This is a genomic window from Caldicellulosiruptor sp. DIB 104C, from assembly GCF_028198085.1.
Classification (GTDB): domain Bacteria; phylum Bacillota; class Thermoanaerobacteria; order Caldicellulosiruptorales; family Caldicellulosiruptoraceae; genus Caldicellulosiruptor; species Caldicellulosiruptor saccharolyticus.
The window spans coordinates 1259276-1271609 of the sequence record NZ_CP116337.1 but is presented as its reverse complement, the minus strand read 5'-3'; the positions used below and the strand labels follow the sequence as shown (position 1 = coordinate 1271609).

The window sequence follows — 12334 nt, the reverse complement described above, 5'->3', positions numbered from 1 at the left end:
TTTTTGCAAATCTATATATTTTTACTCTTAAATAATATTCAAAAAAGTCATTTTTCAGATTATCAAGATTGCTGTATAATAAAAAACAAGACTATGCTTTTGAAAAGGTGATGAAAAGAAAATGAAAAAGGTGTTAATGGGCAATGAAGCTGTTGCTTATTCTCTCTTCATAAACGGTGTAAATGTTGCTACTGGTTATCCTGGAACACCTTCAACAGAGGTTATAGAAACCCTCAAAAAGTTCTCAGATGATGACTTTTATGTTGAATGGTCTGTTAACGAAAAAGTTGCACTTGAGGTTGCAGCAGGTGCGAGTCTTTCTGGTGCAAGAAGTGTTGCGACAATGAAACAGGTCGGGCTTAATGTTGCAGCAGACCCACTTCTTTCACTATCAATTATCGGCATAGAAGGCGGTATGATTGTGTTTGTAGCAGACGACCCGGGACCACATTCTTCGCAAACAGAGCAGGACACAAGAAATTTTGCTCGATTTTGCAATCTGCCAGTTCTTGACCCATCATCTCCGAAAGAAGCATTTTCTCTTGTGAGAGTAGCATTTGAGATATCAGAAAAGTATAAACTACCTGTTATCTTTAGAATGACTACTCGCGTTTGCCATTCAAACGAGACATTGGAATTTGAATTCAAAAGAGAAAAGAGAAAGCTCTCAAGCTTTGAAAAAAGACCTCAGTGGGTGATATTACCAGGGCTTTCTTATAAAAAACACATTGAACTTGAGGAAAAACTCACCAAAATAAGAACAGAACTGGGAAGATTAAATATTATTGAAGGACATGGACAAATAGGGATTGTTACATCAGGAATCTCATATTTTTATGTAAAAGAAGCAATAAGAGAATTTGAAGATTTATTTTCTATCCTGAAAGTAACTGTAGCACATCCTATAGATGACAGAACAATCTTAGATTTTGCCGCAGGGAAAAGAATGTTAATATTTATAGAAGAACTTGACCCTGTGGTTGAAGAAGAGACAAAACTTGTGCTTTTTGAAAATGGAATGCATATTCTAACATATGGTAAACGAAATGGCTATGTTCCATTTGCTGGAGAACTTGATGTTGACAAAGTAAAACAAATAATATACAACGTTACAAAAAAGGAAGGACTCTTAGTACAAAAAAGCTTTGTAAATGCTCCTGAGATACCAAGAAGACAGTCTCAGCTTTGTTCGGGGTGCCCTCATAGAAGTTCATTTTTGATAGTGAAAAATGCATGCAAAGGTAAAGATGTGATATATACAGGAGATATAGGCTGCTATACCCTTGGATACGCAAAGCCAATCTCAACAACAGACACCTGCCTTTGTATGGGTGCAAGTATTACAATGGCACAGGGATTAAAACTTGCTGATGAAAAAAAGAAAGTGGTTGCTTTTATTGGAGATTCTACATTCTTTCACAGTGGGATTACAGGCCTTGTAAATGCATATTATAATAGACACAACATAACAGTTTGTGTCCTGGACAATTTAACAACTGGAATGACGGGGTTTCAACCTCATCCTGGTGTTGGGCAAAAAGCGACGGGGCAAGAGGGTCAAAGAGTTGAAATAGCTGAGGTTGTAAAGGGAATCGGTATCAAAGAGGTTTTGATAATTGACCCTTATGAAGATTTTAATTTATGTGTTCAAAAGGTGAGAGAATTTATAGAAAAAGATAAGCTTTCTGTTATTGTATTCAGACGAAAATGTGCAAATTTGGAGCGTTATAATGGTTATTATAGAATAAATGAAAAATGTATAAATTGCAAAGTTTGTATAAATGTTACGGGCTGTCCGGCAATTAGTGAGGATGAAGAGAAAAATGTCTTCATAGACAAAACTCTTTGCAGTGGATGTGGGCTTTGTGCAAGTTTTTGCCCAAGGATGGCAATTGAGAAGGTGGGAGAAAATGAGTAATATTCTTATAGCTGGAGTAGGTGGTCAAGGAAATATTTTTCTCTCAAGGGTAATTTGTCAGCTTTACATGAACAGGGGCTATAGTGTCAAAACAGCAGAGAACATAGGTATGAGCCAAAGGGGAGGGTCTGTTGTAAGTTTTGTAAGGATAGGTAGTGACGTTGGTCCTATCATCCCAGATGGTTTAAGTGACGTGCTAATAGGGCTTGAGATGTGTGAGGCGCTGAGAAATGTGCACAAACTAAATGTTCATTCAAAGATAATCTTGAATAACAGGTATATAAAACCAAAAGAGACAAAGATAAAGAAAGAAGAGATTGTAGAGTTTTTTAAGCAAAATTTTAAGCATGTATATCATTTTGATGCACACAACATAGCAATAGAGCTTGGTGTGCCGAAAGCAGAGAACATTGCGATGCTCTCTTTGATTTGCAAAAGTTCTTTATTGCCTTTTTCAAAAGAGGAGATTTTGAGAGCCTTGAGTGAGCTGCTACCGCAAAAGATGTTTGGCATAAATAAATTTTTGGTTGAAAAGATTTATGAAAAATATTAAAATAAAAATAACTTGAAAGAAGAGAAGAGAGGAGAAAAAAGCAGTGGAAAGAGTTGAGATGAGAGAGGTCAAAGAGGAGCTTTTTTTGCAGCAAATTAAAAATGCCTATGAGAATAGCCCTTTTTATAGAAGAAAATACCAGGAGTTAGGGATTGATGTAGATGATATCAAAAGCTTGGCAGATATAAAAAAGCTTCCATTTACAACCAAAGAGGAACTCCGACAAGCTTATCCTCTCGGACTTGCGTCAACTGATGAGAGGAAAATAGTAAGAATTCACTCTTCCTCAGGTACAACAGGAGTTCCAGTGATAATTCCATACACACAAAAGGATGTAGATGACTGGAAAGAGATGATGAAAAGATGTTATCAATTTGCTGGTGTGACTGAGCTTGACAGGGTGCAGATAACACCAGCTTATGGGCTTTGGACAGCCGGAATAGGATTTCAGCTTGGTGCTGAGTACTTAGGTGCGATGGTAATACCAATGGGTCCAGGCAATACAGAAAAACAGCTTCAAATGATGATGGATTTGAAATCCACAGTACTTGTTGCAACCTCGTCATATGGTCTTTTGCTTGCAGAAGAAGTAATAAAAAAAAAGACTTAAAGACAAAATTCACCTAAGAGTTGGAATATTTGGGTCTGAAAGATGGGGAGAAAAACAGAGAAAGATAATTGAGGAGTATTTAGGAATAGAGACATTTGATATATATGGTCTGACAGAGATTTATGGTCCTGGTATTGCAATTGATTGTAAGTACCATGATGGACTTCACTATTTTGATGACTATCTTTATTTTGAGGTAATCGACCCGCAAACAGGACAAGAGGTTCCAGATGGTGAGTTTGGCGAGCTTGTCATAACAACCCTGCAAAAAGAAGGTGCACCTCTTATTAGATACAGGACAAGAGATATTACAAGAAAACTTCCAGGAATGTGCCAATGTGGGTCTACATATCCGAGAATTGATAGAATAGTTGGCAGAACTGACGATATGGTTAAAGTAAAAGGCGTTAATATTTTTCCTGCTCAGATAGATACGTTTTTAAAAGATATAAAGGGTGTTGGCAGCGAGTATCAAGTTGTTATTGAAAGAATAGGTTTTCGAGATAAATTGACCCTGAAAGTTGAAGTTGAAGATGAATTTTATACAAGTTCAATGAAGGACTTAATTTCTAATGAATTTAAGAATAAAATAGGAGTGTCTGCTGAGATAATATTATGTAGAATTGGTGAACTTCCACGAAGTGAAAAGAAAACAAAGCGTATATTTGATTTGCGAGGATGATAGAATAATGGTAAAGACAAAGCTTTTAAGAGGAAGGCGAATGCTTTCCTCTATTTTAATTGTAATAGCTCTTTATTATTCTGCGCCAAATATTTTTTCACATGATAGGCTTAGTGCAAATAGGCTTTTGAGCTGGCTTTTGTTATATCAAATATTTATCTTTTTCTCTTCGGCAATTACAATTTCTTTACTGGTCAGATTTTTGAGTATGAGGTATTCTCGTAAGGTCTCAAATTATATCTTAAGTCTTTGCTGGAATGATGTTTTGGCAGTTTTTTCAAGTGTATCTGTACTTCATACTGCCTTTATGCTTGCCTCAGTAAATGTAATTGATTATTCTTCTCAATGGATTATCAAGGGAATTAACTTTGATATAGTGATTTCATTTACTAATATTTTGGTAATAACTCTCTATTTTTATATCTTTTACGCAATAACTCAACCGAAGAAGCTTTTTAAAAAAATGCTAAAAGACTTAAATAGCTTTTTAAAAGCAGGTGAAAAAGAACGAGTTAATGAACAGCTTTTGCTCATAAAGGAATTTTTTCAAAAAGCAAATCTGTTTTTAGATTTAGAACTACTAATTTCTATACTTAATAGTCCGAAGGCTTTTCAACTTTTCATTGAAGGAGAGAAGAAAAATAATGGTTATTTAGAGGAGATAGTGGAAATATTGTTCAAGAATATGGAAAGTGCTATCTCATCGGAAAGGGCAGAGAAATTTAAAGAAGCAGTTGATTTTTTAGATAGTTTTGTTGATAAGGTTCAGGACACAACGATTTATATTTTTGAAAAGCTGATTACAGGTTATTACAGTTTTATCTTCCACAATGTTCAAAGGTTAAAATATGAGCAGGTTTTGCATATAGTAAATCATTTGAAAAGGATTTTTGAAACCCTTTTAAAAAAACAAATAAACATAAGTGATAAATCAAAGTCTGATTTGATTGGGATTTTAGATAGGCTTTCATATATAATCTTTCATGAAAATTCAGCAAAAAGTAGTGAGCTGCTTTCGATCTTAGAATTTTATATTATTTTATTTGCTTTTTTTGAAAAGGATCATATTTTCTACTCTCAGGTTAAGGAAGAATTTGATACCTTTGCAATTTATTTGTTAAAAAGTACACATGAATTTCCAAAAAAAGAAGCTAAAGAATACATTCTTAAGATAATTGAGAAACCAAAACGTTACAAAATTTCTTTTACAAGAATGGTGTTTGTTTATATTTTTCTTTTGACATTAGAATATAAAAAGTACGATATTGGATACATTCTTTTTAATGGAATCATGGAATTAGTAAAGACAGGAGAATTTACTGTAAGAGGTACACATACTTCTTATCATAATGCTGATACAGCGAAGAAGATGTTCTACCTTTATAAATGTTTAGCGACAATGAAAAGTGGGATAAGTAGCGAAAAGTACAAAAAGAAAATGTATAAAAAATACATGGTGGCAACAGGTAACTGTAAACTCAAGAAACTTTCTCAGTATGTGAGGTTTAAAAGAATGTCTGGAAGGAAATAAGAATAAATGCTTCATTCTTTGGAAAAATAGTAAATAGGAAAAACTCCAAAGGAGAGACTTTTTTTGATTATCACAGTCTTTACAAGAACACTTATCTTATATGTATTAGTTGTATTAGTTATGAGACTAATGGGAAAAAGGCAAATGGGCGAGCTTCAACCATTTGAACTTGTAATTACAATAATGATTTCTGAACTTGCTGCTGTGCCCATGCAAAATACAGGTGTTCCACTTCTCAACGGAATTGTTCCTATTCTGACATTACTATTTTTACAAACCCTGATTACCTTTGGCACATTGAAATCTGACCTGATGAAAAAATTAGTGTGCGGGAGTCCTACAATATTGATTGCTAAAGGAAGAGTATTGGAAGATGCTCTTAGAAAAACACGATATAGCTTAAACGATTTGATGGAGCAGCTGAGAATTAAAGGATATTTCAATATTCATGATATTGAATACGCTATATTAGAGACAGATGGAGACATATCAGTGATTCCAAAGTCACAAAAAAGGCCTGTAACGCCTGCAGATTTGGGTATTCAGACAAAATACGAAGGCCTTCCTATAAGTGTAGTTGTGGACGGCAAGGTTAAAAAGGATGTCTTAAAATATGCAAACCTCAGTGAACAAGAGGTTTTGGTAGAACTTAATAAAAGAGGTATTAATACCCCAGAGGAGGTATTTTTTGCTTGCATCGATCCAGAAGGCAATTGGTTTGTTCAAAAAAAGGAGGGTTAAACTAAATGAAGGTGTGGTATATTGTAGTTGGATTTATAGTTTTGATCATTACTTTAACTATTATCTCTACTAATATAATAATAGGTACTACACACCACATTGAAGATAATTTAGCAAAAGCATACGATTATATAAAAATTAACAACTATAAACTTGCAAAGTCAAGTTTTTGTAATACTATTAAAGAATGGGAAGGGTATAAGAAAAAGTGGGCGATGTTGATAGAGCATCAGGAAATAGATAATATAGATGAGCAGATAGCAAGGGTAAAAGAGCTACTTGAACAAGGTAATAAAGATTTACTTTTGTGTGAGCTTGGTACTTTGAAATTTTATATTAAGCACGTAAAAGATATGGCTTTACTCAAGATTGAAAATATTTTTTAAAAAATTTTTAATACAAATGAGCGTTTGAGTGGTATATAATATATAAGAAATGTTTTTTAGATTGGAGGGGAGAGCCATGAAAAGGTACGTTGTTGTAATGGGCTACTCCTTTGAGGAATATGACATCGAAAATGGGAATGCAGGTTTTGCTTACTTTTTCGTAGATGATTTAAAAGAGCTTGAAAAAGATAAATACACTGTTATTCCCTATAAAGATTATAATGAATTTGCAACAAAATTCAAGGATGCAGCTTTAGTAGAAAAAATGGACGGATATTTGATTGATAATATTATTGAAGCTTGTGTAGATATTTCCCGGATAATATATCCTTCGGATAGATTTTTCTCTGTGATTACTTACAATGTCTCTGAAAGTTTTAAGGAACTTATGTTCGAAACAAAGGCGAACGAGTTTAAGATTATAGTTGATAGAAGGTCTAATTCTATTGAAATTAAGGGTGAAGGGGTTTTACGCGATCCTGTTGTGGTAAAAGAATATGACATTGTAGATGCGGTGGATGAATTTTTGTTTGAATACAGAAAAGAAAATGTAAAACAGTTTATGATAAGCTTGAAAAGGATGTACAAAGACAAATATGGCGAAGATTTAAGAATGAATGTTGTGGGGAATAAACTACTGATTTCAATTGGCAAGGATACCTTTGAATTTGATGATACACGTTTAGATATAGTTTATAACTTTATTATGAGTAGGAAATGAGGATTTGAAAAATGGAACAGGTAATTGAGAATGCTCTAAAACTTAAAAATTGGGCGGTTGTTGGTGCAACCCCAAGGAAGGAAAAATATGGCTACTTGGTGTTCAAAAGATTGATGGAAAGAGGTTACAATGTGTTTGCCGTAAACCCATTTTATAACGAGATTGAAGGTCACAAGGTTTATAAAAGTCTGGAAGAAGTATCTGACAATATTGAGTGTGTGAGTATGATTGTCTCACCAGACAAAGGCGAGAAATACGTAAAAGAAGCAGCAGCCTTAGGAGTTAAATATATCTGGTTTCAGCCAGGTGCAGAAAGTATTAAGCTTATTGATATGTGCAAAGAACTCAGTCTAATTCCCATTTATAATGCCTGCATTTTAGTGACTTTAAATTCCTTAAAAAAATAACTGTCAGGTTTTTCTGTTTAAACCTGACAGTTTTTTATTTATCTTGATAGATCATGGAGCTCCATGGGGGATACGAACCCCCGACCAGTCAAATACGAAATCGCTGAGATACCTTTTTACAAACTTTAACAAACTACAAACAGCTTGATACATCTTAATTACAAGACTTTGAAAATTTATTCCAACTCAATAAAAAACACATTTTTTTATTTTCAGTAGCTGTAGTGTAGCTGTATTAGCTGTAGAAAAATTTCACTTGTGTTTGTAGTCATTTATCCCTAATTTTTCTTTTAATGCCTCTTGGAGCACTTGTGAAAAGTTTATGTTATGTTTTTCAGCTAATATATTCAACCACTGAGGAATTGTCAAAGTCTTTTTTACTGCCTTGTTGTCCACCTCATGCCTAACAAGTGGCATCCAAACTTCAAACAGCATTGGTATTTGATTTTGTTCAAGTTTTAATTTGTTCACAGGTGTTGGCTCTGGTATTGGTTCATTATCTTTTTCCATGCTCCAAAGATACAGCCCTAATATTTCTTTTTTGCTTTTTCACTGCTTCATCCAAAGTATCAGCATATGAAATACAGCCGGGCAGGTCTGGAAATTCAATTGTTATGCCGTCATCATCAAAAGTAAAAATGACAGGGAAAATATAACTCTCTTTTTTCATTTTTTTCACTCCTACTTCTGCCAAGTAATTTTTGGTCTCAATTCAGTAAAATCCCAATGGTTAATCTTTTTATCATGCATTAATCTTCCTACTACAATGCATGGATGAATGTTGAGAGAGTTGGCAAAAGAAATTATTTTGTCTTTTGTGAAGGACTTATTTTCAGTAATAAACTTTTTTTAATCTTTATATGGTATCAATATATTTGCAGCAAAATTATCTGCTTCTTCTTCCAGTTCGCATTTTAAAATTCCATCATTACTTTCAATAAAAACCTCTTTTCTACCATGTTTTAATATATGTCCTAATTCATGAAAAAATGAAAACCAATAAGCGTCAGCAAACTTGTATCCATAACTTAAAGCTAACAACACCTTATCTTTTTTTAGCCACTTTGTAGCACCGTTTACATAAGTGCCTTTTAAATGTGGAAGTGTTACTAAAGCAATTCCACATTCTGAACAAAGGTTTATCAGCTTTGGGTAAATTTCATCCCAAGAATGTTTTGTGAGTTCTCTAATAACAGATATGATTTGATAAATTTTTTTCTTTATTAAAAGGTTTTGTTTCTATCTTGTGAGTTTCTGTTTCGGCTTTCCTAATCCATGCTGCTAAAGCATAACATGAAGTTTTTTCGTTATTAGCTTTTCGAAAACAAACTTCCAAAGTTTGAGGAATAAAATTTAAAGATGATACTCCAAAGAAATTTCTAAGATTCATTATTTTTTTTCCTCCTTTAATTTTTGTTTTTCAGCTATTCTTGCTTTAGCAAGTTGATAATTAGCTTCTAAGTTCATCCAAAATTCAGCAGAAGCACCTATTACATTTTCTAACTTAAGAGCTGTTTCATAAGTAATTGGAGCAATACCGTTAATTATTTCACTTACCGTTTTTTCTGAAAGTCCCATCCTTTGAGCAAACTCAGCCTGTGTCATACCTAAGTACTCAAGATTTTCTTTTATAGTCTCACCAGGTGGAATAGCAATCAATTCTTCTTTTCCATCTTTTTTCCTTCCCATGATAATCTATCACCTCTTCAATTTGAATTATTACTATTTTCGGGAGTTAAAATAAAATTATGTCCACTTTATAATTAGCATTGAAATAATAATCACCAAAGGGGCTCACGATTATAAAGAAAAATGAAATTTTTGAGACCGCTAAAAATATGGCTATCGAACAAGTGCTAAATATGTATTGGTTCCTGTGATGATCCTACTCGCCCAGCTCTAAAACAGCTAAAAAAGTAAAACTTGCTCGATTGCTTTATGTTATCGGAAAGAACTGTTTACCTTGCTAAAAACGAAAATGACAAAGACAATGGCTTCTATGAGAGAAAACTTGCAACACCTGCCTTGTGTCTTGAAATTTCTATTCCTCGTACACACACTTAGAACCTTTATTTACAAAGAGAAAACTTGCGTCGGGGCAAGTGGAAAAACGGGATGTCTATTCTTAAAAAATGTAGTTACAATATATTACAGCTCTACAATATACGCTTATTGATGTGGAAACACAAAATTCTTGACAAGTCTCTGAGTATTCTTCGCTGCTCTGCTAAGATTTTTGGGAAGTCTCTCCTGTGGATTAAGGTAAGCATTACGTTGTATGATATCCCCAGCATTTGGGCAGCTTCCTTGTTGCTAATTGTCAATTTCTCTATTTTGTCTCTTTGAGGTTGAGGATTGTAGATTTCCATCAGAATTGCCTCCTTTATCTTCAAATTTAATACCAAAAATTTCCTCAAAATCTACTTTTAACGCTTCAACTATAGCTTTAGCAGTTTTAGGTGATGGATTTTAAATACCTTTTTCAATGAGTGCTATGGTAGAATAGTGAACGCCAGCCAATTTTGCTAAGTCTCTTATTGTGTATCTTTGTTTTATTCCAAGTGTTCTTATTTTAAAACCTTTTACAGGAATATAAGAAATTTTCATAAGCGTTATTCTCCATAAATCAATAAATTGTTGATTTATATTCAATCTATAAACAAATTTAATTATAAATCAATTTTTTGTTTATGTCAATAACTTTTTATCAACTTTTTATTGATAAGATAAAAGGAAAGTGTTAAAATTAAATTAAGATATACTGAAAAGGAAGATGATAATGTTTGGTAAAAGATTAAAAGAATTGCGTGAGGAAAGAGGATTAACCCAAGCTGAATTAGCAAAAGAATTAGGAATATCTGTCCAAAATCTTTCGTATTATGAAAATGGAAGAGAACCCAAATATGAATTACTTATAAAAATTGCAGACTATTTTGGTGTCACAGTTGATTATCTTATTGGTAGAAGTGAGTATAGGACAGTAGAAGAACAATTTTCCAAAAGAACAAAGTTTGAGAAATTTGTAGTTGAAAATCTACCTTATGCAATTTGGGATGAAAAAATTGAAAAAAAAGTTGCAACATTTATTGAACAGGTATTAGAACCTTTGTTAGTTAATACTGCTATTATTTACTTTTTTGCTCATGAACAAGAAAGAAATAGAGATTTTATTACTGATTTAATCTATCGTTTAATAAGTCATATAAACTTATTCTTTGAAAAATTTAGAACATTTTTAGAAGATGAAGAGAATAGATTCATTGCTTTAGATGATTTGTATCCAAATGATAAAGTTGAAAAATTGTTTGCAGATTTTATTGATGGTCAAATAACTTATGAGGAATTTAAGAAGGAAGATGAGAAAATAAAGAGCAAGTATGATTATTTTGAGAGAGTATTAAATGAAATGGGTGAAATTTACAAAAATATTAGGGATAATTTTTCTGTGCTTTTTGATTTTTTAGAGGATATGCCAAGAAGTTATTCAGAAGCTTTATATTTAGCATTGTTTAAGACAGAAGGAATTTTTGTAGAAAAAGTTAAAGAATATAAGAAAAAAGATAAAAGTATTGATTATTCCAAGGAAGGTGAATCTGATGGAAACCAGAATACCTAAAATATACACCTATACAGACTATCTTCAGCTGCCAGAAGACGCAAGGGTGGAGCTGATTGAAGGTGTCATCTACGATATGAGCCCTGCTCCTTCAAGAGTGCACCAAGAAATTGTAATAGAGCTTGCAACATTGATAAAGAATTATCTCAAATCTTCTAATAAGCCCTGCAAGTTATACACAGCTCCATTTGATGTAGTCCTAACAGAGGAAGGACAGGATGAAAAACAAGCAATCAACGTTGTGCAGCCTGATATTTCAATTATTTGCGACAAGAGAAAGCTTACTGATAAAGGATGTGTTGGAGCTCCTGAGATGATAATTGAGGTTGTATCTGAGAGCAATTTTTCACATGACTATATCCGAAAGCTCAATCTTTATACACAATTTAAGGTTAAAGAATACTGGATTGTCAATCCTAAAAATCAAACAATCTTGGTGTACAGACTCAAAGACAATGAAGATTACTTGCCACCAGAAGCTTATACCTTCAGTGACAAGGTCAAGGTTGGTATTTTTGAAGACCTTATAATAGACTTTGCCCAAATAAAAGAGGTGTTATAATATGCCTGCAAATACTAAAAAGAGAGGAAACAATGAAGGCAGCATATACAGAAGGAAAGACGGGCTTTGGTGTGGTCAAATTACCATAGGAAGAGATGAAAACGGCAGACAAAAGCGGCAATATTTCTATGGCAAGACAAGAGGTTACTGAAAAGATAGCAAAGGCATTTAATGACGTAGCAACAGGTGTTTATGTTGACCCTACAAAGACAACGTTGAAAGATTGGCTTAACCCATGGCTTTGGGAATATAAAAAACAGACATTGCGACCTTCAACGTTCAAAGATTATTTGTGCTATATAGAAAGACATATAAATCCTGCCATTGGTCATTATAAGCTAAAGGATTGGAGACCTGAGCATCTTCAAGCTTTGTATAATACCAAATATCAAGAAGGTTTGAGTATAAGTACGATTAAGCAGATTCATGTTGTTTTACATTCAGCTTTAGACCAAGCTTTGAAAAATGGACTTGTCAACAGAAATGTTTCATAGGCAACCACTTTGCCAAAAGGCAAGCCAAAAATGGAAATAAGAATACTGAGTTTAGAAGAACAAAAAAGATTTATTGCAGCTTTGGAGGGGAAAAAGTAAAAACTGCATTTTTT

Annotated in this window: 16 protein-coding genes and 3 pseudogenes; 13 read left to right on the top strand and 6 right to left on the bottom strand. The window is 33.3% G+C overall.

Going from position 1 to position 12334, the window contains the following annotated elements:
* Positions 1 to 121 precede the first annotated feature (121 nt).
* The 8 genes and pseudogenes from iorA (at position 122) to PGC14_RS06310 (ending at position 7549) form a co-directional block, all read left to right on the top strand.
* The gene (gene iorA / locus PGC14_RS06350) at positions 122 to 1918 is read left to right on the top strand and encodes an indolepyruvate ferredoxin oxidoreductase subunit alpha (protein WP_271629805.1); all 1797 of its coding nucleotides are present in this window, start codon (positions 122 to 124) and stop codon (positions 1916 to 1918) included.
* Positions 1911 to 2471, top strand: coding sequence for an indolepyruvate oxidoreductase subunit beta (locus tag PGC14_RS06345; protein WP_039764459.1), 561 nt, complete (start codon positions 1911 to 1913; stop codon positions 2469 to 2471). Before iorA ends, PGC14_RS06345 begins: the two co-directional genes overlap by 8 nt.
* A 43-nt stretch (positions 2472 to 2514) precedes the next feature.
* A pseudogene (locus tag PGC14_RS13255) lies at positions 2515 to 3763 on the top strand (phenylacetate--CoA ligase family protein).
* Entirely contained in the window at positions 3723 to 5294 is a 1572-nt protein-coding gene (locus PGC14_RS06330) for a hypothetical protein (RefSeq protein WP_271629802.1), read from the top strand. The pseudogene PGC14_RS13255 and the gene PGC14_RS06330 overlap by 41 nt, the downstream one beginning before the upstream one ends.
* Before the next feature lie 63 nt (positions 5295 to 5357).
* Positions 5358 to 6035 carry a DUF421 domain-containing protein gene (locus PGC14_RS06325; protein WP_271629801.1) on the top strand — a complete coding sequence of 226 codons (678 nt, stop codon included), beginning with the start codon at positions 5358 to 5360 and terminating at the stop codon, positions 6033 to 6035.
* Positions 6036 to 6040: 5 nt separating this feature from the next.
* The gene (locus PGC14_RS06320; RefSeq protein ID WP_271629800.1) at positions 6041 to 6421 is read left to right on the top strand and encodes a DUF4363 family protein; all 381 of its coding nucleotides are present in this window, start codon (positions 6041 to 6043) and stop codon (positions 6419 to 6421) included.
* Positions 6422 to 6497: 76 nt separating this feature from the next.
* A complete protein-coding gene (locus PGC14_RS06315) occupies positions 6498 to 7142 on the top strand; it encodes a hypothetical protein (protein ID WP_011917624.1) in 645 nt (214 codons plus the stop codon).
* Positions 7143 to 7153: 11 nt separating this feature from the next.
* Positions 7154 to 7549, top strand: coding sequence for a CoA-binding protein (locus PGC14_RS06310; protein WP_039764457.1), 396 nt, complete (start codon positions 7154 to 7156; stop codon positions 7547 to 7549).
* A gap of 252 nt (positions 7550 to 7801) precedes the next feature.
* On the opposite strand, the pseudogene PGC14_RS13480 reads toward PGC14_RS06310, so the two are convergent.
* From PGC14_RS13480 to PGC14_RS06290, 4 genes and pseudogenes are all read right to left on the bottom strand, one after another.
* Positions 7802 to 8219 (bottom strand): annotated as a pseudogene (locus PGC14_RS13480) (type II toxin-antitoxin system HicB family antitoxin).
* Between the two features lie 179 nt (positions 8220 to 8398).
* A complete protein-coding gene (locus PGC14_RS06300) occupies positions 8399 to 8590 on the bottom strand; it encodes an ImmA/IrrE family metallo-endopeptidase (RefSeq protein WP_162151430.1) in 192 nt (63 codons plus the stop codon).
* Positions 8591 to 8735: 145 nt separating this feature from the next.
* Entirely contained in the window at positions 8736 to 8939 is a 204-nt protein-coding gene (locus PGC14_RS06295; RefSeq protein ID WP_271629799.1) for a hypothetical protein, read from the bottom strand.
* Positions 8939 to 9238: a HigA family addiction module antitoxin gene (locus tag PGC14_RS06290; RefSeq protein WP_039764453.1), complete on the bottom strand. Its 300-nt coding sequence runs from the start codon at positions 9236 to 9238 to the stop codon at positions 8939 to 8941. Before PGC14_RS06290 ends, PGC14_RS06295 begins: the two co-directional genes overlap by 1 nt.
* A gap of 113 nt (positions 9239 to 9351) precedes the next feature.
* Between PGC14_RS06290 and PGC14_RS06285 the strand changes: the two are divergent.
* A pseudogene (locus tag PGC14_RS06285) lies at positions 9352 to 9610 on the top strand (IS256 family transposase); the annotation flags it as partial.
* 95 nt (positions 9611 to 9705) lie between these two features.
* Here PGC14_RS06285 and PGC14_RS06280 read toward each other — a convergent pair.
* Both PGC14_RS06280 and PGC14_RS06275 read right to left on the bottom strand, forming a co-directional pair.
* On the bottom strand, positions 9706 to 9918 hold the full coding sequence (locus PGC14_RS06280; RefSeq protein ID WP_051109292.1) for a hypothetical protein: 213 nt from the start codon (positions 9916 to 9918) through the stop codon (positions 9706 to 9708).
* Between the two features lie 100 nt (positions 9919 to 10018).
* Complete coding sequence (locus tag PGC14_RS06275; RefSeq protein ID WP_156823655.1) at positions 10019 to 10156, bottom strand: helix-turn-helix domain-containing protein; 138 nt, start codon at positions 10154 to 10156, stop codon at positions 10019 to 10021.
* 172 nt (positions 10157 to 10328) lie between these two features.
* Here PGC14_RS06275 and PGC14_RS06270 point away from each other — a divergent pair, with 172 nt between their 5' ends.
* The 4 genes from PGC14_RS06270 to PGC14_RS06255 are packed head-to-tail and all read left to right on the top strand — an operon-like array spanning position 10329 to position 12221.
* Positions 10329 to 11165 (top strand): helix-turn-helix domain-containing protein, encoded by an 837-nt coding sequence (locus PGC14_RS06270; protein WP_271629798.1) that lies wholly within the window; start codon positions 10329 to 10331, stop codon positions 11163 to 11165.
* Positions 11146 to 11727, top strand: a complete 582-nt coding sequence (locus tag PGC14_RS06265; RefSeq protein WP_039764452.1) for a Uma2 family endonuclease — start codon at positions 11146 to 11148, stop codon at positions 11725 to 11727. Before PGC14_RS06270 ends, PGC14_RS06265 begins: the two co-directional genes overlap by 20 nt.
* A gap of 1 nt (position 11728) precedes the next feature.
* A complete protein-coding gene (locus tag PGC14_RS06260) occupies positions 11729 to 11878 on the top strand; it encodes a hypothetical protein (protein ID WP_237738174.1) in 150 nt (49 codons plus the stop codon).
* The gene (locus PGC14_RS06255) at positions 11856 to 12221 is read left to right on the top strand and encodes an N-terminal phage integrase SAM-like domain-containing protein (RefSeq protein ID WP_271629797.1); all 366 of its coding nucleotides are present in this window, start codon (positions 11856 to 11858) and stop codon (positions 12219 to 12221) included. Before PGC14_RS06260 ends, PGC14_RS06255 begins: the two co-directional genes overlap by 23 nt.
* The last annotated feature ends 113 nt before the right edge of the window (positions 12222 to 12334 follow it).